Genomic DNA, 19,529 nt, shown 5'->3' with positions numbered 1-19,529 from the left:
CAGTCATACAACTATATGTCGATGTTGAATTGAATGGCTTCGGAACCTTCCTTGAAAGGAGGGTTCTTTGTCATTCGTAGCGATTCTGCAGCACAGGGGCATGGGTATATAGTAAATAGCTGGATGCATGCAAAAGATTGGAGCCACAGCGTCAAAACTCCGTCGAATCATGGATATGAGGCAGGCTGAACCTGCATAAAATTAAGATAACAACCAGAGAGGGTGATCCCGGATGGAGATTGTTTTTGTATGTCATGGCCAAGGCGAGCACACACAGCAAATACCAGAGAGCTACAAGATGGAGAATCCCGGACTTACAGATTACGGTAAGCATCAGGCTGAACGCCTGAGAACGATCATGCCTCTGACAGAACGCCATGCCGTCATAGCGAGCCCAACAAGACGCACGCTGCAAACTGCGCAGCTTTGGTGTAAAGGTTCGCACGCGCTTCGTTATGTTCATCCGGCTGCGGGTCCTCGACAATTTCCGCAGCGCTATGATTTTCAAACCTTGCCTTGCGATGAGATGCTGGAGCCTTCCTGCTTATCCAATTGCTATAGTGACTTTTCGCTGCCTCAGGACGTACCGCCCTATATGTGGCTGCAAGGCATCAATACACTGCCTAATCTGTTGTTCGAGAAATGGGCCGAGCAATTTATAAGCTGGTGCAGGAAACTGGAGAAGGATACACTTTACATCGTTTCTCACGATGGAACGATAGCCTCGTATATGCAGCTGATAACCGGAACAAAGCTGACCCGCAGGGATCTGCTGCCAGATGCAGGATGGATTCCAATGCCCTCTTACCATAAGGTTTGATGGACGATTTCTCGCTTTCAGGTAGGAAAGTATGGAATCGACCCTGGACAGCTCCGTCATCGCCGCATGTTCAAATATACACCGCAGGGAGAGGAGCATTTTTGTACTTCATCCTTTACTGCTGATATGCTATAATAATACATTGTGATGTAAAAGTTTCGGTTAGGGAGTGAACAGTTTGTCTCTTATAGTAATGAAATTCGGTGGAAGTTCGGTTGGTGACGCAGAACGGATGAAGCGCGTAGCGGGTCGTATCGTAGAGAGACAGCGCGAAGGTCATCAATGTGTGGTCGTCGTTTCAGCAATGGGAGATACGACAGATGATTTGATTGACTTGACGAAGCAAATCAGTTCGTCAACACCTCCGGCCAGAGAAATGGATATGCTGCTGAGTACGGGTGAGCAGGTATCGGTAGCATTATTATCGATGACGATTCAGAGCTTGGGTCAACCGGCAATATCTTATACAGGCTGGCAGGCTGGGATGTACACAGAGCCTGTTCATGGAAAAGCGAGAATTTCGGATATTCAACCGGAGCGTATATTTAAAGCGCTGGAGCAGGGAAATGTAGTCATTGTTGCGGGCTTCCAAGGTATGACGCAGGAAGGCGAGATTACAACTTTGGGACGTGGTGGCTCTGATACGACAGCAGTAGCGCTGGCTGCTGCGATTAAAGCTGACGTATGCGAGATTTTCACCGATGTGGATGGAATCTACTCTACTGATCCACGTGTGGTCAAATGTGCTCGCAAGCTTCCGGAAATTACGTATGATGAAATGCTGGAGCTCGCCAATCTGGGTGCTGCTGTACTGCATCCGCGTGCTGTGGAATACGCCAAAAATTACAATGTGCCGCTGGTCGTCAGATCCAGCTTTAACCATAATGAAGGTACCCAAGTCAAGGAGGAAGCAGCAATGGAGCAAGGTATCGTAGTACGCGGAATTGCAAGCGATAAGAATGTAGCAAGAATCAGTATTCTTGGTGTGGAAGATAAACCGGGTCAATTGGCCAAGGTATTTACTGCACTGGCTAAAGAGCAGATTGACGTGGATATTATTGTACAAAGCGGTGTTCTGAATGGTGTTGCTGACTTCTCATTCACCGTAGCGCTTTCCGATAAGGACAAAGCGGTCAAAGTCATTGAAGACATTCGCAGCACTGTGAACTTCCGTGAAGTCTCGTCCCAGGAAAATCTGGTGAAGGTATCCATCGTTGGTGCAGGCATGGTCAGCACTCCAGGTGTAGCTGCCAAAATGTTCGAGGTCATTTCGGATCTGGGACTGAGCATCAATATGGTCAGTACGTCTGAAATTAAAACCTCATGCGTAATCGACAACAGCCGTTTGCCGGAAGTGATTCAGGCCCTGCATACTGCTTATGGCTTGGACACCGAGCAGCAGGCATTTGTCGGAGGACCTTCCGACAGACGTTAATTATGATCTTCCTCTTATCTTAGCTTGTCGAATAAAAAGGTGAATACCTTTAACAAAAAAGCTGTAATTCCTGCTGCCATCAAAGGCCCGACAGGAATGCCGCGCAGAAAAATAATACCGAAAATCGAACCGATAACAAGACCCACAATTAATTGTGGGTCTATTTTTAATAAGCTTAATCCTTTACCGTTCATATAGGTTGCGATGGCCCCACCCAGCAGCGCCAATATTCCAGGCCATGTTGTAAACATACTGGCAACGTCTTTGAGTGATATTTTCTCACTGGCAAACGGAACCAGCACGCCCATGGTTAAAAATAACAGCCCCAGCTCCAGCCCTCTGCGTTCAATGGTTGGTAAAAAACGTTCCAGGCTGATCAGCTTGATAATTAGTAGCACGCAGGCTGCTGTAGTGATGATGTTCGAGCGTCCAATTAGGCCGATTATAATAAGCGCAACCAGTAATAGGTCCCCATTCATAGCAAGAACTCCTTGTCTCATAGATTTCACTTTTACTGTATGAGACAGGCAGCTAATTCATGTTCATTTCATGAAAGGTTTATTGCAGCTGTTTCACCGGCAATAAGGTCAAACGTCCACCCTGCATGATAGGGACCAGGGGGATGAGATTCATTCGTGAGCAGTAGATGACATCCTCGCGGAAACCTAGCTTATCCAGTCTTTTGCCGTTACTGCTTTTTAACAAGGCTTCCGTCATCGCGGATTGTACTTGCCGGAATGAGTGCAGCTGACATAAGCCCAGATCATCCACATTCACCGACTTGCCTTGACCCGATAGCCCTTGTATTTCCTCGATAAGCTGACCTGCACAGATCCCGTCCTCAAAAGCAAACACGTCTTGCGTACCCGAGCACAAGATGACAATATCTTTATTTAAAGCGGCTGCTTCCATCGCGCAGGCTCTGCCGTTAAGCAGCGAAGCGATAAGTACAGTACCGGACCTGATCGCTTTTTGGATAGCACGGGTACCGTTGGCGGTCGTAAGAATAATGGTTTTACCTGCAATTTTGTCATCCATATACTCAAATGGGGAATTGCCTAGATCAAAACCCGGTATTTTTTTGCAGTAACGTTCTCCGCCCGTTAGCCATTTCTGTTGTTCTAATAGAAGCTGCTTGGCTTGCAGCACCGTTTCGACCGGATAAATCGCATCGCACCCATGAGCCAAGGCTGTCAGCATGGTACTGGTGGCCCGCAGCACATCAATGACAATAACGGTTTTGTTCACTAGGTCATCCGAACGCGCCTCGTTGACACTGGGAATGACGGTAATATCCATTGGTGCTATCCTCCTATAAGTTTTGCCTTGGCAAAACTGACTTCGTAAGCTTCCTTATATAACCCAATCTCCGACATAGGCACAAGGTGCCTCCAGCCCAAAATGCATCGTATCCGAACGCAATCCTCTACGCAGCGCCTCCAGCGAAATTAAATCCTGCGGGGCTACATTGCCCAAATGAATATCGCTTCCAAGAAGGTTTAACAGATGGACCTGCTGCTCCTTCTGAGGAGCTTCCCACAGCAGCAGATGCTTGGAAGGCACGCGTTCCAGAACGTTGATAATGTCCTGCTTCTTACATTCGCCCTGCTCATCATAAATGCCCACGCCTTTACCTGACTCCCGACCCTCGATCGTAATCAGGCTGGCACCCAGCCCAGCATCTATAGTAACCGTTTCAATCAATGCATCAATTTCGATAGAGGAGCCCCACAGCTTTTTGCCGTATTCGGTAATCACTGTGAACCCTTCCTCTGCAGCGCGAGTAATAAGCTGGCTGCGCAGATTCCGGTCCAGTTCAATCGTGCCATCGGAAATTTCAACACCGTTAAAGCCCATAATTGAGATCATATCAAAAAACTCGTCTACCGCTTCCTGTTGAATAGCGACCTCCAAAAACGTACCACCAGGGTACACAATAATATTGTGTTTTTTGGCCATCTCGATTTTGCGCTTCAATATGTCCGTTTCATACAGCGGTGATGTGCCAAATCCGATTTTGAGCATATCGACATAAGAACCCGCCGTTTGCAGCAAATCGTCAAGCGCATGAATGCCCAGGCCTTTATCGATCACCATGGTTTTACCGAGCATTCTTGGTTTATCAGTCCGCTTACCTGATGGATCGCTGAGCAGTGGATGCCATTTTACCTGTGTCGTTGCTTCCATGTTTTATCGCCTCGCTGTTACTTGGATTGATTACTTCGTCATCATATGCATCAGAAGGTATTGGTGTGCCCATTATGCCTAAAAGCAGACATGTCCGCATAGAGTTGAATGAGAGACTGAAATGGAAGAGTTCCCACGCACAGGAAGAAAGGAGAGGAGAAAGCTGATTAATAAAATTGTATTAAGTATGGCTGCACTTCGCTTGATGTCAGGCAGTATCGAGATCATTGCCGCACTTCTGATGCTTCGTTATAACCAGATTGAAAAAGCTTTGATGGTTAACACCGGGCTGGCTATGGTAGGGCCCTTCGTGCTGCTGACGACTACCACTTTAGGGCTGGTCGGGCTTGCGGATAAGCTGTCTGTAGGCAAAATGCTCTGGGTGCTTGTTGGTGTCAGCTGCATCTTTATCGGGATTTTGAGAAAATAACTGGTCATATTTGAGTAGGCCAAGCATACACATAATTTAGTAACGGAAAAATACTCCGACCGAGCAGCAGTGAGGACTCACTGCATTTTAAATGAAGGAGATGGGTGGATGCAGTCACTACTTCAGCTATTTTCTGTTTCTTTGCGTCAAAGACTAGCAGCACTGCCCTCTCAAATTGTACAGGATTTGCAAGAAATTCGGGTTCGTGAGCAGCGCCCTCTTGAGATTGGCTGGGGAAGGCAATACAGCTTTGTTTCACAGACAGGTGGACTCACGAACAACCCGGCTGAGGCGTATAGGCCAAACCGAGAGGATTGCGCCGCGCTGCTGGAGATGCTGACGCAGCATTCGCTGTATACCTTTGAGGAGGAGCTGCGCAGAGGCTTTATTACGGTGGCGGGAGGGCATCGCATCGGTCTGGCTGGGCGGACTGTGCTGGAGCAGGGCAAGGTCAGGCTGCTGAAGGACATCAGCTCTTTTAATATTCGGGTTGCCAAGGAGCATCAGGGCTGTGGAAACCAAATTTTACCTTATGTGACCGATGCAACAGGACAAGGCTCTATTCTTCATACCTTGATCGTATCCCCGCCACAACAGGGAAAAACAACGTTAATTCGTGATTTGGCAAGAATTATCAGCAGGGGTCCCGTTAATGGCAGCGGCTCGTCACTTCGACGGGGATACAAGGTAGGAATCGTGGACGAGCGATCGGAGATTGCTGCATGCGTTTGCGGAGTGCCGCGTTTTGAACTGGGTCCGCGTACGGATGTGCTGGATGGCTGCCCAAAGGCAGAGGGGATGATGATGATGATCCGCTCCATGTCTCCTGAACTGCTGATTGTGGACGAGATTGGCAGGCCTGAAGATGCGGCTGCAATCCATGAAGCGATTCATGCCGGTATCGCCGTGATCGCTACCGCTCATGGCTTGAATTATGACGACATTTCAAAAAGGCCCGTATTGAAGGAGCTGCTTCATGATCAGGTTTTTAAGAGAATTGTCGTGCTGAGCAGCCAAACGAGTGTAGGATCGCTGGAAGGGATCTACGATAGTCAGGGACGCAGATTGAATACTTCCACCAAAGGCAGCCATGCTCCCAATGTCGCTGTTGAGCAGGAACGATCAATGTCCGCACGCTCCGGTCAACCGTCAGGAATCACCTCATGCTGAAGCTGCTGGGAGCCATGATGATTATGCTGTCGGCAACCTTATTCGGTTTTTATCAGGCACAGCGATTTTCGCGAAGACCCAGGCAAATTTCCGATCTGATCCGATCCTTGCAGCGGTTGGAAACAGAAATGACCTATGGCTTGACCCCGCTGCCCCAAGCGCTGCTGCAGGTCGCACATGCATGCCCGCAACCAGTCAGTCATCTGTTCCGCTATACCGCAGAACAATTGAAAGTAGCTGCAGGTCGGACAGTACAGCACATATGGCAGCAAGCGATAACTGAACATTGGCAATATACGGTGTTAAAAACGGGGGAGCAGGAAATTCTCAGTCAGCTGGGCAGCACACTTGGACTATCGGACAGCGCCGATCAGGTCAAGCACATCCGCCTGGCGGTTCAACAACTGCAGGGTGAACTTGAAACGGCAGTGGAGGAACGCAAAAGATACGAAGGAATGTGGCGCAGCCTTGGACTGCTGCTGGGAGCACTGGTAGTCATATTGATGTATTAGAGGAATTAAGGGGCTAGAGGTTAGAGGTGAGGTGCCGTGAATGAACGTTGACGTAAGTGCGATATTTCAGATAGCCGGAATCGGAATTATTATCGCGATGATTCACACCGTACTGAAGCAAATGGGCAAGGAAGATATGGCGCATTGGGTGACATTAATCGGATTTGTCGTTGTGCTGTTTATGGTTGTCAGAATGCTGGACAGCCTGTTCAAGGAAATCAAAACTATTTTCTTATTCCAGTAGGTGAATCGTCTTGGAGATCATTCAAATAGTGGGCCTGAGCCTGTTCGCCACCGTTCTCGTTCTGATCATCAAGGAACAAAAGCCGATGTTTGCTTTTCTGATCGTCGCGTTTACGGGAATCACCATCTTTTTGTTTCTTATCGGCAAAATATCAACGGTCATTCAAGTACTGGAGGATTTAGCGACAAAAGCAAGCATAGATATGATTTTCCTTAAAACCATTCTCAAAATTATCGGGATCGCCTACATTGCCGAATTTGGTGCCCAAATTGTCAGGGACGCGGGTCAGGAATCGATTGCCTCCAAGATCGAGCTATCCGGCAAAGTATTAATAATGGTAATGGCGATTCCCATCGTATCCGTCATTATAGAAACGGTCGTGAAGCTGCTTCCAGCCTAACGTAAAGTCGCATGGTTCCAGGAGATGAAGCAAATGATGCCCTACAAGACTTGGAAACGATCCACCACCACACCGCTTACAGCTACCCTTTATGGAGATACAAATAAAATGGGAATCAAATGGGGTTGGCTGCTGCTGATATGCTTCCTGTACTTGTTCATAGGTGGACTGGGTGGCATAGGTTTTACAAATGGTACAGCAGGCATAGCCCATGTTGAAGCCGCTGGTCCGGTCGAGCAAATTATTAAGGAAGAAGCCGAAAGGCTGCAAACCGATCCCGTTGAGCAGTATTGGACCAAGCTGATGCAAACGTATGGAGGCTATTTTCCGGACAGCAAGACACCAACCTTTAATGAGCTGTTGACCGGGGCCAAGGATTTTCAGATGAGTACGATCTTGTCCGGTATTTTTCGTTATTTCTTCCATGAGCTCGTATATAATGGCAAGCTGCTGGCGTCCATCGTCGTGTTATCCATATTCAGCATGCTGCTGGAGACGCTGCAAAGCTCCTTTGAAAAAAACAATGTAAGTAAAGTGGCCTATGCGATTATTTTTATGGTATTGATGATCATGGCTGTGAACAGCTTTACGGTCGCCATCGGATATGCGAATGCGGCAATCAGCGAGATGATTCATTTTATGATCGCGATTGTCCCGCTTCTGCTTACACTGCTGGCTTCGATGGGAAATATGGTTTCCGTTTCTGTCCTGCACCCGTTAATCGTATTTATGATCCATGCAGTCGGGACGGGCATTTATCTGATTGTATTCCCGCTGCTGTTCTTTTCAGCTGTGCTGCATATCGTCAGCTCTCTGTCTGACAAATACAAGGTGACCCAGCTGGCTAATCTACTCAGAACGATAAGTGTAGGGTGTCTTGGAGTGTTTATTACCGTATTTCTCGGAGTCATTTCAGTTCGTGGGGCAGGCAGTGCCATCGTGGATGGGGTCACGATCCGTACAGCCAAATATATTGCCGGGAACTTCGTGCCTGTCGTAGGTAAAATGTTCTCGGATGCCTCGGAGACGGTGATAGGCGCTTCGCTGCTGGTCAAGAATGCTGTGGGACTTGTCGGACTGGTGATCCTGCTCATTTTGTGTGCTTTTCCTGCATTGAAAATAATGGCGTTAGCCTTGATATACAACCTGTCAGCAGCTGTCATGCAGCCGCTTGGGGATAGTCCTATCATTGCTTGTCTGGATACGATAGGAAAAAGCCTGATTTATGTTTTTGCTGCCTTGGCTGTGGTTGGACTGATGTTTTTTCTGGCTATTACGATGCTTATAGCAGCAGGCAATCTTTCTGTGATGATGCGATGATCGTCGCACGCAGATAGGGATGACAGAGGAGGGAATAGGATGGGCTGGTTATCCGATTGGTTGAAATCGATCATTATGGTGATCCTGCTCGCGACTTTTGTGGACATCCTGCTGCCGAATCAGACGATGCAGCGTTATGTGAAAACAGTCATCAGCCTTTTTATTTTACTCACCCTGCTTCAACCGCTATTTTCATTGTTTCAAAAGTCGACCTCTGTTGATCTGATGCTGAGCCAGGCACAATCTCTTTTTCAAAATAATTCGGCATCTGGTGCAGCCCTGCCTGTTTTCCAGGCTTCATCTCCAGCGTCGCAAGCAGGAGGCCCGGGACAAACCTTACAGCCGTCACAGATGCAAGGGGCGTCCGGCAGCATGCAGTCGCTCGGAAGCATTCAACAGCAGGCAGAGGCGCTGAAAATACAGCAGGAGGAGCGATCTCAGAAGCTGATGCAGCAGCAAATCATTACTTTAATGAAACAAAATATTGAACAAACACCGGCTTATAAGGTAGGAGATTTGAAGCTGGAAACTGGGAAGGATGCAAATGGACAGATGCAAATCCGCAGCATCCGTGCACAGGTCGCTTATCAACCGGCGTCGGTCTCATCCAAGATACAGGCGCAGACAGTCAACACCTTTCAGGTGGAGCCTGTAAAGCCCGTAGACATCTCGATTGAAGCGGTCAGCGGTCAGAACGATAGTACCTCAATGGGAGGAGGGGACAAGAGACAGACGACAGATAGTAAAGCGGTAAGCACTAATGGCTCCTCAGGGAATAGACAGAAGTCGAATTCAAATACTGGCTATGAGCAGCAGCAATCACAAATCCGCATGCTGCTTAGCAAGACATGGCAGGTGCAGGAGGACCGTATAGATGTAGTGGTTACAGGGGAAAAGCGTTAGCTCACAAGTTGGTGCAGAACGGCAGGCATTTTATTTAATCAGGGAAGGGTGCAGGGGGGAGGTGGAACCGATGGGAAGTCTGATGAAATGGATCGAGAAATGGCTCGGTGGTGGACCGAATGGAACCAAACGCATTCAGACATTTCGCTGGCTGCTGCTGCTTGGACTGGTGGGAGCGGCGTGTATGGTGCTGAATTCTTTTATTCAGGTCAAGGATGTGGATCCTATCGGGGAAGGCCGAGCCTCTCCTACTGAGACAGCCAAGCCTGTATTTGGCTCCTCAAGCAAGGAACGGAGCACCTTTCGTGAATATGAGGAAGCCTACCAATCACAGCTAAAGGAGTTGTTGAGCAAAATTGTCGGTGTGGGTGAGGTGGAGGTACTGGTAACGATTGATTCTACCGAGGAGATTGCTGTCGAGCGGAATACGAAGGATACTCAGCAGGTAACCAATGAGAAGGATCAGCATGGTGCAACCCGCCATATCAGTGATGTCACACGAAGTGGGGAAGTGGTCATCTACGAAGTATCCGGGGGGAAACAACCCCTTGTGACCAAAACGATCAAGCCCAAAATCAGAGGCGTCGTTGTCGTGGCCAAGGGAGCCGAGAATTTGACTGTCAAAAAAATGATGACCGAGGCCGTGGAAAGAGGTCTGGACGTTCCGGCCAACCGCATTTCCATACTTCCCCGAAAACAATAAACATCAGGTTTTCTATGAATACCTGATGAAGCTTGCGAAGCCAGTTTTTGCTGGCGCAAAAACATAGTAGATGCTTACGAAGTAAGTTTTTTACGAAAACTCAGTAATGCTTACGAAGTAAGTTTTTGCTGGCGTAAAAACATAGTAGATGCTTACGAAGTAAGTTTTCTACGAAAACTCTAAGGAGGCAAAACAATGAACTCAAAAAGACAAACAATCTGGTTGGTATCCATGCTCAGTCTGATGGTCGTGTTATCTGCTTATTATTTGTTTACAGAAGACGTCAGCAAGCTTGAGTTTACGTCAACAGGTGCTTCAACAACGGGAACTCCAACAAATGGTACAGCCAAAGGAACGGACAGCACAACTGGACTTTCTGCCAAGGAAATTGTTATCAACACCAATGATCTGAACGTCAAGCCGGTTGAGTCCAAAACGACGCCTCAGGCTGCTGCCAAAACTGATACCAAATCAGGCACGCCTGCCGCTGTGGATACTAAGCAGCCATCCAGTGCGGCAGCTCCAAGCGCCGGGACGAACGCTGCAGTGAATCCAACTACCCCAGCCGCACCTACAGCTAATCCAGCAGCTCCGGCTGCACCAACAACCAAAGCGACGACTCCAGCTGCTGCCGATCCTAAAGCAAGCAGTGGAGCAGCTGCAAAGGATTCGAAGACTACACCCCAGGCCAGTGCAACTACTGCACAGCCTACTGCCAAAGCCAACGATGCGGTGAGTGCAGAGGATGCTAAAGTGCTGCAGCAGGTTATGACACAGGTGAAGTCAGGCAGCGACTATTTTGCAGGACTTGGGTTAAAACGTAATGAGGAGCTTGCCAAGCTGACCGAAAAATGGATGACGATTCTGGCTGATCCGAAGCAGAGCGCCACAGCCGCAGCGAATGCAGAAGCAGAGCTGAGAAAGCTTCAGGATCAAGAAGCCAAGGTCACCAACCTGGAAGACACATTGATGAAGGAATTCCCGCAAGCCGTCATTACCGAGGAAGCCAGCAAATGGAGGGTCACTGTTCAAAGCAATAAGCTGGAAAAAAGCCAGGCAGTCAGCATTATCGATAAGGTTATGCAGGAAATGAACGTTGCGGCTGATAAAATAGTTGTACAATTTGTACCTTAACAGACCACAGAATCATATAATCCGATATCAATGAAAAACCACAAAGAAGCGGAACAGGATGATCACATCCTCCGCTTCTTTGTGATTTTTGTCGATTGAGAAGCTTGGAGGAAGCGGTTGCAAAAAAAGAGTCCGATCCGTCGGACTCTTCGCGTAAAAATAATACATAAGTGCTACTCCACAGGCTCGGTGACAATATCGTCTGCTTCTTCCGCCGAATCGGAAATTTCTCCATCCGCGTCCTCAGACTCCGCCTCATCTGCTTCTTCTTCCTCGACGGCCTCTTCCTCTTCAGCTTCAGCCTGAACGTCCTCTGCCTCAACCTCGGCTTCGCCTACTGCTTCCTCCTGTGCTTCTGCAGCTGTTGCCTCTTCGTCAACCACAATCGCTTCGTTTTCAACTTCACTCATATGTATCCCTCCAATTGTGCTTAGCTGAGCTAAGCCTACTACTAATATAGCAGGGAGATTCTGCAGTAGCTGTCGATATATGGGTACGATTGTTAAATTTGGATTACATTATGATTACAGCTTGTTCCAAATCTGAAATAGCGATTACTCCTGCTTTTCAGCTAATAATTGTAAAAGCTCAGAACGTGTGTTGATGCTTAATTTTCGATACATGCGTGATACATAATTTTTTACAGTGCCTTCGGTAATATACAGATCCTCAGCGATCATCCGGTTACTCCAGCCTTGCCAAATCAGCCTGACTATTTCCAGTTCCTTATCGTCAAGTGAAGAGCTATACTTGGATAGCAGCTTGCTCAGATCATTGATGGTTGTGTTTCTTTCAAGTTCCTTAAGCTGAGTGATTCTGCTGGATATGTTGTTGATCAGCTTGATTGGTGCAACAAACTGGCCTTCCATAACCATTTCGACCGATCGATAAAAGGATTCGACATTCATGTCTTTGAGCAGATACCCGTTGATTCTGGCAATGGTACCCTCTTCCATGTAAATATCATCATCATAAGCTGTCAGCAAAATAATTTTCATTTGAGGATACAGCTCTCTGATCGCCTTAGTGCATTCAATTCCATCCATATCCGGCATTTGAATATCCAGAATACAAAGCTCCGGCAACATAGTGCTGTTCTGGAGAGCACTCAGAGCTTCTTCACTGCTCGCGACTGAGGCTATAATCTCATACTTCGAATTCATTTGCAGGATTTCCTGCAGACTGCTGCGAACCAGTGAATGATCCTCGGCGAGCAGGACTTTAATAGTGTTGGTTATCATGGTATTTGCGCTTGATCCTTCTGGATGCAGCTCTCCTTTTTAATCTATGCAAAGTTATTGTATCATGTAATATAGGAAACAGCTGTAAATTTTCAAGCATGCTTGTTAATTGAAGGAGGACATAGTTGAGAATCTTGGTCGTGATCATGTTTGTATGGGTTATTATGCTCACGGGATGTTCCAATGAGAAGTTAATTCCTCGCGTGAACAAGGGAGTGGCTGACTTCAGTGAGCTTTCATTGTCAGGTGCTAATCGTTCCTATATGTTGTATGGTGATTGGCAATTCGCTCCTGAAAGGCTGGTTGACCCTGGGCAAAGCTGGCCGGAGGCGAACACTGGGTATTTGGAGGTTCCTGCCAGCTGGGAATTTAATCCATACATCGGAGGTAAGGAATGGGACCGTCAATTCGGAACGTATCGATTACAAATCCGACTGCATCCTGACGATGTGGGGCAGACAATTGGCTTAAATATGAAGCAGATTTCCTCAGCCTATCGCTTGTGGATCAATGGTCGACTTTTAAAGGAGCTGGGTACGGTAGGGACAACGGCCTCAACAACTGTTCCCTACGAAGCCCCTGAATACGTTTACTTCGTGCCGGAGAGCAGCAGCCTGCAAATGGATATACAGGTATCCAATTTTGCCCAGCGCAAAGGCGGGATTTGGAGTGAAATTTATATTGGGAGCCAACGGGCGATTCAAGCAGATTCACTTCCTCCCTTGGTTAGAGATCTCATGAGTGCGGGCGCCTTATTGATGATGGGCTTGTTTTATTTAGTATTTGCTTCGTTATACATATCAGAGCGTTCAACCTTGTTTCTTGGCCTGCTATCGATTTCGCTCGGCCTGCGGACATTTTTATTTGGTGAAGTGCTGGTCATTTCCTTTTTTCCGGATCTGCTGTGGGAATGGCAGGCAAAGCTGGAATATTGGATTGAGATAGCAGCCGTTCTTGCTCTCAATCAATACCTGAGTTCGATCTTCCCTGAGCTTTTTTCCAGATATGTACTGAAGTTCCTTTATATAATTTTTGGAATGTTTGCTGTATTTGTTTTGCTGACACCACCGATTGTTTTCACGCAATGGCTGACTGTATTTACGGTAATGATTACATGCACGCTTTTGTATGCTTCATGTATTGTGTATGCAAGGGCGGTCAAGCAGCGTCGCCTTGGGGCACGTTCTGGAGCGATAGCGGGAATTATAGCATTTTTTGCTGTATTGAGTGATTCTTTTTATTACCTGTGTATTCCATTTACATCAGAAGGTCTGATCAACACCGGCTTTTTTATCTATTTACTCACGCAGATGGCGGTTACCGTCCGGCGTTACATTCATCTTAAGCAGGAATCTGTGGCACTCACCCTGCGCCTAGCAGAGTCCAATGAGCAGCTGGAACAAAAGGTTATGCAGCGCTCACGACAGCTCACTGAATCGCATAGGTCCAATTCTCGCTTGTTGCATAATATCGCACACGACTTGAATGCACCGATTGCACTGATTCGACAACAATCGACGCTTCTGCAGGCCCATGTTCAGCAGGATGGCCTCCATCATCTGGAGCTTATCGGGCAGCAATCCGAATGGGCGGTACGGCTGGCACAGAATCTGAATGACTTGGCACGGCTGCAGGAAAACGAAATGAATTTTCAACCCGCGCTGATGAGCTCCGAGGACTTGCTGAGGTTTCTTTATAAAAGGACCGAGCCGATCATACGCGGAGGCGGTTTCATGTGGTCGCACAAAGCGTTGGATGATTTGTTTGAAGCAGACGCGCTGATGGTAAAGGTAGATTTGTTTTTAATGGAACGAGTGTTCGATAATATCGCCTCCAACATGCTTAAATATGCTCTGCCGGCAGGCCATGTTAGTTTGTCTTATGAGAACAAGGAAGCGTGGCTGGAAATTATTTTTAAAAATGAGGTTGCTGCACTGACAGATGAGACACTTGACCGCATGTTTGACCGTTTCTATCAACAGGTTCCGGAAGTGGGGGGGAGAGGCATCGGGTTAGCGGTTTGCAGTGAAATCGTCCGCTTGCATGGGGGACGGATTCATGTCGTTCAGCCTGATAAAGGGACCATCCAATTTGTGATATCGCTTCCCCTTATGCCCTAATCAGAGGAAACTCTTTCTTTGTTAAGGGATTGTGGTATAATAGCAACGTTATTGTTTCACCATCGTTGAAGGAGTGAATCTAGTGTTTAAACTTAGCGAAATTAAAGAATTAATTAAATTAATCGATCAAAGTTCCCTGCAGGAATTGGAAATTGAAAATGAAGGCTCTCGTTTGCTGATTCGCAAACCTACCAAAACAGAATCTGTTGTATTTGCATCATCACCAGCGCAGCACTCATTTCAACATTTAGCACCTCAACAATCTTTACCACAAACGGTAATCCATGCCCCGGCAGAAGGTCATAACCCCGTGGTGGAGGGTGTGATAGCGCCTGCGGCGAACGCGAACTTACATAAAATTGTTTCTCCCATGGTCGGCACGTTCTATGCAGCCTCCTCACCAGGCGCTGCTGATTATGTAAATAAAGGCAGCCAGGTTAAAGAAAAATCCGTAGTCTGCATCATTGAAGCGATGAAGCTGATGAATGAGATTGAAGCAGAAATCAAAGGTGAAATTGTGGAGATACTGGTAGAGAATGGCCAATTGGTAGAGTACGGCCAACCCTTGTTCCTTGTAAAGCCTGAGTAACGAAACGCGTACGCTTATGAAGTCAGTTTTCCTTCGGAAAACTTGTAGGAGGAGATTGGAATGAAGTTTCAAAAAATTTTAATTGCCAACCGCGGCGAAATTGCCGTGCGAATTATTCGTGCTTGTCATGAGCTTGGTATATCGACTGTTGCTGTATATTCGGAAGCGGATCGGGAATCGCTGCACGTTAGGCTAGCAGACGAGGCCTACTGTATCGGCCCCACTTTATCCAAGGACAGCTATCTGAATTTGACCAATATCATGAGCGTGGCGACTTTGACTGAAACCGATGCGATTCATCCGGGTTATGGATTTTTGGCTGAAAACGCCGATTTTGCCGAGATTTGTGAGAGCTGCAACATCACCTTTATCGGTCCTTCGCCAGATGCGATCAATCGAATGGGGGATAAAGCAGTAGCCAAACTTACGATGAAGCAGGCGGATGTTCCGATTATTCCTGGCTCTGATGGTCTTGTTGAGGATTTGGACGATGCGCTCAGGATCGCCAAGGAAATTGGATATCCGGTCATCATTAAAGCAACAGCGGGTGGCGGAGGCAAAGGAATTCGTATTGCCGATGATGAAGAAATGCTGATTAGTCAAATTACAAATGCCCAGCAGGAAGCTCAAAAGGCTTTTGGTAACGCTGGTGTGTACCTGGAAAAGTATTTGACCGGAATGAAGCATGTTGAAATTCAAATATTGGCAGACAAGCATGGTAATGTAGTCCATTTGGGCGAGCGGGATTGCTCGGTTCAGCGTAGACGACAAAAGCTCGTTGAGGAAGCGCCTTGTCCGATTTTGACTGAAGAAGTGCGTGTGCGGATGGGTGAAGCTGCTGTTCGTGCTGCCAAGGCTGTGAATTATTCAGGAGCCGGAACGCTGGAATTCCTACTCGGGGCTGATGGCCAGTTTTATTTTATGGAAATGAATACGCGTATTCAGGTAGAGCATCCGGTAACGGAGATGATCACCCGTATAGATATTATTAAAGAGATGATCCGGATTGCTGAAGGGGACCCATTATCCTTCACACAAGATGAGGTTAGAATCGAAGGCTGGGCGATTGAATGCCGTATTAATGCCGAGGATTCAACTCGTAACTTCATGCCTTCCGCCGGACAAATTCAATTTTATTTGCCGCCTGGCGGGTTTGGAGTCAGGGTGGACAGCGCTGCGTATCCGGGATATACGATTTCTCCACACTACGATTCGATGATTGCCAAGCTGATCGTTTGGGGAAGAGACCGTGATGAAGCGATTCAGCGCATGAAGCGTGCGTTAGCTGAATTTACGATTGAAGGCATTAACTCGACGATCCCGTTTCATTTGAAGCTGCTGGAGCACCACAAATTTATTTCCGGGGATTTTGACATCAAATTTCTTGAAGATCATGACGTGAACGACCCTGAATCGTAAAGCTTTTATTTGTCATGGCTATATGATGATGTTATAGTATGGGGTAAGACAAGTTTGCAAACTTCGCGCATACATATAGAGAGATCGAAGAAATAGACGCTTGGGAATCGGATTATAAAATTAGGAGGCACTCAAATCATGTCAATGATTGCTGCGGATTACGAAAAAACAGAAATGGGAACGATCCAGATAGCTCCGGAAGTAATTGAGATCATAGCTGGTATGGCTACGATTGAAGTTCCTGGTGTTGCAGGAATGAGCGGCGGTTTTGCAGGCGGTATTGCCGAACTGCTTGGTCGCAAAAATTTATCCAAAGGCGTTAAGGTTGAAGTGGGACAGCGTGAAGCAGCAGTTGATGTATCCATCGTTATCGAATTTGGTACACGTATCCCTGAAGTAGCTTCCGGTGTGCAGAACAATGTCAAGAATGCTATCGAATCCATGACAGGCCTGAGTGTTAAGGAAGTTAATGTACACATTCATGATGTTATTTTTAAAACAGTGGAAAAAGTGGAAGAGACAGAAGTTGTTCCACATCGAGTTAAGTAATACAGCTGTGAAATGGTGAAAAAAACGATTTTGAAAACCCCCTTCAAGCTGCAAGGGGGTTTGCTCTCATTCGGAAGGAGTCCGGTTTTGTGGTAAAAGTGATAGATAGACTGCTTCTCTTCGTACTCAGCGTCGTTGTTCTGATCGTAGGCTGCTCGGTGTTATTGTGTGCTTTGGGTTGGATTCCTTTCGATAAAGCTGTTAATTTTGCACGTGACGTATACTTTGATTTGCATACGGCAGTAACCTTTATATCCTTGACAGTCGTGACTATGCTGATCAGTATTCGTTTGCTGATAGTATCCTTGCCGCGAAGCAGTGCGGTAGTGCCATCCATAGATCAACGTACCGAATTTGGAGATATTCGAATCTCGATGGAAACGGTCGAAAATCTATCTTTGAAGGCAGCACAGCGTACACGCGGTGTGAAGGATTTAAAGGCTCGGGTGAAGGTAAGTCCCGCTGGTCTGGAAATTATCATCAGGGCGCTCGTAGACGGGGAAACCTCAATTCCGCAGTTGACCGAAGAAATGCAAGCAGGGGTTAAAAAGCATATCGAGGAAATAACGGGGATTCCGGTTGCGGTTGTCACCGTATTTATCGCCAATATTCAACAATCAACACCTACATTTAAAAGTCGGGTAGAGTAGAGGTGGGTTCTTCCATGTGGAATGGGCTGTGGGAACTGCTGTGGGAACGGCATCGCGGGAAAACCCTGGGGTCAGTCGGTGGCGTACTTTTGGGACTCATCTATTTAATTTGCGGATTGTGGGATATGTTAATTTTCACCCTAATCGTATATACTTGTTATCATATAGGGAATCGTGTAGAGCGGGGAGAGCCCGCCATTCCTGTTGAAACGACGTGGCGCTGGATCATGGACAAATGGAGATTGTTTAGATGAAATCCCTGGTTCTTGCCAAGGATTTTTTTGTTTGATGTTACGAAGTAGCTGTCTATGAAGCGAGCTTCCCTCAGGAAGCCTTTAAGAAAGGAATTAAAACGGATGAGAAGAAGATTGGCAAGAGAGCTAGCTCTCCAAAGCCTGTATCAGGTTGAAATGAACACGGTGAGCGTGATTGAAGCGATCGCTCATGTTGTTGAAGAAGCACAAAACGATGATGAATCTGAATTGATCAAAACGAAGGATATCATCGCTGAAGAGGAAATCAAGGAGCTTGTCGATGGGACGCTTGCCCATAAGGAGAGCATTGATGAGCTGCTTAAAGACTATTTAAAGGGCTGGAAGATGGACAGGCTTTCCCGTGTAGACCGTGAAATCTTACGATTAGCTTCTTACGAGATGCTATACCGTGATGATGTTCCGCCCAAGGTTGTTGTTAATGAAGCGATTGAATTGTCCAAGCATTTTGGCACGGAGGAGTCCGGCAAGTTCGTCAATGGGGTGCTGGGCAAAATGATCAAGGAACTGGATGAAATCAAAAGCAAGCATGAATAAACATTCAGGAAAGGGGACAAATCATGTCCGCACAAGTCATTAACGGAAAAGAAATCGTAAGCACCTACCGTGCGCAAATTAAAGAGGAAGTCGCCAGTTTGACAGCCAAGGGTGTGCAGCCCGGACTTGCTGTTATTATCGTGGGTGAAGACCCCGCTTCTCAGGTTTATGTTCGTAATAAAGCTAAAGCTTGTGAGGAAGCAGGGATCTACTCCGAGGTTCATAAGCTTGCGGGCAGCACGTCGGAGGCTGATGTGTTGGCATTAATCGAACAATTGAACCACAATCCGCGTATTCATGGCATTCTGGTGCAGTCTCCCCTTCCTAAACATATTTCCGAGGATAAAATCGTTGAAGCGATAGCGGTTGAAAAGGATGCAGATTGCTTCCACCCTGTTAATGTCGGCAACTTAATGATTGGCAAGGAAGGTCCGGCTCCTTGTACGCCAGCGGGTGTAATTGCCATATTGAAGCATATTGGTGTTGATATCGCGGGTAAACATGCAGTGGTAATTGGAAGAAGCAATATTGTAGGCAAGCCGATGGCAATTTTAATGCTCAGAGAGCATGCAACGGTAACCATTTGCCATTCCAAAACAGCCAATATGGAAGAAATCACACGCCAGGCAGATATTTTAATTGCTGCAGTCGGCAAGCCAAAGATGGTCAAAAAGCATCATGTGAAGCCGGGCGCTATCGTTATTGATGTCGGTATCAATCGTCTTGATACAGGCAAGCTGGCAGGAGATGTTGATTTCGATGATGTCCTGGATACAGCGAGCTATATTACTCCGGTTCCGGGTTGTGTAGGACCAATGACGATTACAATTTTACTGAGAAATACACTTGATGCGGCTGCGCGCACCTTACAGTCCCAAGTGAACGGATAAGCAT

General features: G+C 47.0%; 24 protein-coding genes. 19 read left to right on the top strand and 5 right to left on the bottom strand.

Annotated features, from left to right (window positions below):
* Positions 1–232 precede the first annotated feature (232 nt).
* Positions 233–820, top strand: a complete 588-nt coding sequence (locus tag LRL21_RS01630; RefSeq protein ID WP_240414006.1) for a histidine phosphatase family protein — start codon at positions 233–235, stop codon at positions 818–820.
* A gap of 178 nt (positions 821–998) precedes the next feature.
* Positions 999–2,255 (top strand): aspartate kinase, encoded by a 1,257-nt coding sequence (locus tag LRL21_RS01625; RefSeq protein ID WP_240414005.1) that lies wholly within the window; start codon positions 999–1,001, stop codon positions 2,253–2,255.
* A 14-nt stretch (positions 2,256–2,269) separates the two neighbouring features.
* Here LRL21_RS01625 and LRL21_RS01620 read toward each other — a convergent pair whose 3' ends face one another.
* The 3 genes from LRL21_RS01620 to comA all read right to left on the bottom strand — a co-directional run bounded on the left by LRL21_RS01620 (position 2,270) and on the right by comA (position 4,442).
* On the bottom strand, positions 2,270–2,734 hold the full coding sequence (locus LRL21_RS01620; RefSeq protein ID WP_240414004.1) for a DUF441 domain-containing protein: 465 nt from the start codon (positions 2,732–2,734) through the stop codon (positions 2,270–2,272).
* A gap of 79 nt (positions 2,735–2,813) precedes the next feature.
* Positions 2,814–3,554 carry a 2-phosphosulfolactate phosphatase gene (locus LRL21_RS01615; protein ID WP_240414003.1) on the bottom strand — a complete coding sequence of 247 codons (741 nt, stop codon included), beginning with the start codon at positions 3,552–3,554 and terminating at the stop codon, positions 2,814–2,816.
* Between the two features lie 54 nt (positions 3,555–3,608).
* Positions 3,609–4,442, bottom strand: a complete 834-nt coding sequence (comA, locus tag LRL21_RS01610; RefSeq protein WP_240414002.1) for a phosphosulfolactate synthase — start codon at positions 4,440–4,442, stop codon at positions 3,609–3,611.
* Between the two features lie 121 nt (positions 4,443–4,563).
* On the opposite strand from comA, the gene LRL21_RS01605 reads away from it, so the two are divergent.
* From LRL21_RS01605 to LRL21_RS01565, 9 genes are all read left to right on the top strand, one after another.
* Positions 4,564–4,872, top strand: coding sequence for a YqhV family protein (locus tag LRL21_RS01605; protein WP_240414001.1), 309 nt, complete (start codon positions 4,564–4,566; stop codon positions 4,870–4,872).
* Between the two features lie 108 nt (positions 4,873–4,980).
* Positions 4,981–6,042 (top strand): stage III sporulation protein AA, encoded by a 1,062-nt coding sequence (gene spoIIIAA / locus LRL21_RS01600; RefSeq protein ID WP_240414000.1) that lies wholly within the window; start codon positions 4,981–4,983, stop codon positions 6,040–6,042.
* Entirely contained in the window at positions 6,036–6,554 is a 519-nt protein-coding gene (spoIIIAB, locus tag LRL21_RS01595) for a stage III sporulation protein SpoIIIAB (RefSeq protein WP_240413999.1), read from the top strand. Before spoIIIAA ends, spoIIIAB begins: the two co-directional genes overlap by 7 nt.
* 40 nt (positions 6,555–6,594) lie before the next feature.
* On the top strand, positions 6,595–6,798 hold the full coding sequence (gene spoIIIAC / locus LRL21_RS01590; RefSeq protein ID WP_076227891.1) for a stage III sporulation protein AC: 204 nt from the start codon (positions 6,595–6,597) through the stop codon (positions 6,796–6,798).
* A gap of 10 nt (positions 6,799–6,808) precedes the next feature.
* Complete coding sequence (gene spoIIIAD / locus LRL21_RS01585; protein WP_240413998.1) at positions 6,809–7,198, top strand: stage III sporulation protein AD; 390 nt, start codon at positions 6,809–6,811, stop codon at positions 7,196–7,198.
* Between the two features lie 108 nt (positions 7,199–7,306).
* Positions 7,307–8,518, top strand: a complete 1,212-nt coding sequence (gene spoIIIAE, locus LRL21_RS01580) for a stage III sporulation protein AE (protein ID WP_420832418.1) — start codon at positions 7,307–7,309, stop codon at positions 8,516–8,518.
* Positions 8,519–8,557: 39 nt separating this feature from the next.
* Positions 8,558–9,421 carry a stage III sporulation protein AF gene (gene spoIIIAF / locus LRL21_RS01575; RefSeq protein WP_240413997.1) on the top strand — a complete coding sequence of 288 codons (864 nt, stop codon included), beginning with the start codon at positions 8,558–8,560 and terminating at the stop codon, positions 9,419–9,421.
* A 70-nt stretch (positions 9,422–9,491) separates the two neighbouring features.
* A complete protein-coding gene (gene spoIIIAG / locus LRL21_RS01570) occupies positions 9,492–10,124 on the top strand; it encodes a stage III sporulation protein AG (protein WP_240413996.1) in 633 nt (210 codons plus the stop codon).
* A gap of 195 nt (positions 10,125–10,319) precedes the next feature.
* Positions 10,320–11,258 carry a SpoIIIAH-like family protein gene (locus LRL21_RS01565; RefSeq protein ID WP_240413995.1) on the top strand — a complete coding sequence of 313 codons (939 nt, stop codon included), beginning with the start codon at positions 10,320–10,322 and terminating at the stop codon, positions 11,256–11,258.
* 173 nt (positions 11,259–11,431) lie between these two features.
* On the opposite strand, the gene LRL21_RS01560 is transcribed toward LRL21_RS01565, so the two are convergent.
* Together LRL21_RS01560 and LRL21_RS01555 are read right to left on the bottom strand one after the other, a co-directional pair.
* Positions 11,432–11,668 (bottom strand): hypothetical protein, encoded by a 237-nt coding sequence (locus LRL21_RS01560; protein WP_240413994.1) that lies wholly within the window; start codon positions 11,666–11,668, stop codon positions 11,432–11,434.
* 144 nt (positions 11,669–11,812) lie between these two features.
* Positions 11,813–12,499 carry a response regulator transcription factor gene (locus LRL21_RS01555; RefSeq protein ID WP_240413993.1) on the bottom strand — a complete coding sequence of 229 codons (687 nt, stop codon included), beginning with the start codon at positions 12,497–12,499 and terminating at the stop codon, positions 11,813–11,815.
* Positions 12,500–12,624: 125 nt separating this feature from the next.
* Between LRL21_RS01555 and LRL21_RS01550 the strand changes: the two genes are divergently transcribed.
* The 8 genes from LRL21_RS01550 to folD all read left to right on the top strand — a co-directional run bounded on the left by LRL21_RS01550 (position 12,625) and on the right by folD (position 19,525).
* Complete coding sequence (locus LRL21_RS01550) at positions 12,625–14,619, top strand: sensor histidine kinase (protein ID WP_240413992.1); 1,995 nt, start codon at positions 12,625–12,627, stop codon at positions 14,617–14,619.
* A gap of 82 nt (positions 14,620–14,701) precedes the next feature.
* Positions 14,702–15,208, top strand: a complete 507-nt coding sequence (accB, locus tag LRL21_RS01545) for an acetyl-CoA carboxylase biotin carboxyl carrier protein (RefSeq protein WP_240413990.1) — start codon at positions 14,702–14,704, stop codon at positions 15,206–15,208.
* A 60-nt stretch (positions 15,209–15,268) separates the two neighbouring features.
* On the top strand, positions 15,269–16,627 hold the full coding sequence (gene accC / locus LRL21_RS01540) for an acetyl-CoA carboxylase biotin carboxylase subunit (protein WP_240413987.1): 1,359 nt from the start codon (positions 15,269–15,271) through the stop codon (positions 16,625–16,627).
* Positions 16,628–16,765: 138 nt separating this feature from the next.
* A complete protein-coding gene (locus LRL21_RS01535; protein ID WP_240413986.1) occupies positions 16,766–17,176 on the top strand; it encodes an Asp23/Gls24 family envelope stress response protein in 411 nt (136 codons plus the stop codon).
* Positions 17,177–17,265: 89 nt separating this feature from the next.
* Positions 17,266–17,826 carry an alkaline shock response membrane anchor protein AmaP gene (gene amaP, locus LRL21_RS01530; protein ID WP_240413984.1) on the top strand — a complete coding sequence of 187 codons (561 nt, stop codon included), beginning with the start codon at positions 17,266–17,268 and terminating at the stop codon, positions 17,824–17,826.
* A gap of 14 nt (positions 17,827–17,840) precedes the next feature.
* Positions 17,841–18,080: a DUF2273 domain-containing protein gene (locus LRL21_RS01525; RefSeq protein ID WP_240413983.1), complete on the top strand. Its 240-nt coding sequence runs from the start codon at positions 17,841–17,843 to the stop codon at positions 18,078–18,080.
* 102 nt (positions 18,081–18,182) lie between these two features.
* A complete protein-coding gene (nusB, locus tag LRL21_RS01520; protein WP_240413982.1) occupies positions 18,183–18,635 on the top strand; it encodes a transcription antitermination factor NusB in 453 nt (150 codons plus the stop codon).
* A gap of 23 nt (positions 18,636–18,658) precedes the next feature.
* A complete protein-coding gene (gene folD, locus LRL21_RS01515) occupies positions 18,659–19,525 on the top strand; it encodes a bifunctional methylenetetrahydrofolate dehydrogenase/methenyltetrahydrofolate cyclohydrolase FolD (RefSeq protein ID WP_240413981.1) in 867 nt (288 codons plus the stop codon).
* Positions 19,526–19,529 lie beyond the last annotated feature (4 nt).

Origin of the sequence: Paenibacillus periandrae, from assembly GCF_022458865.1 — a bacterium.
Classification (GTDB): domain Bacteria; phylum Bacillota; class Bacilli; order Paenibacillales; family NBRC-103111; genus Paenibacillus_S; species Paenibacillus_S periandrae.
The sequence above is the reverse complement of the archived record's forward strand: the minus strand, read 5'-3'. Positions and strand labels throughout refer to the sequence as shown.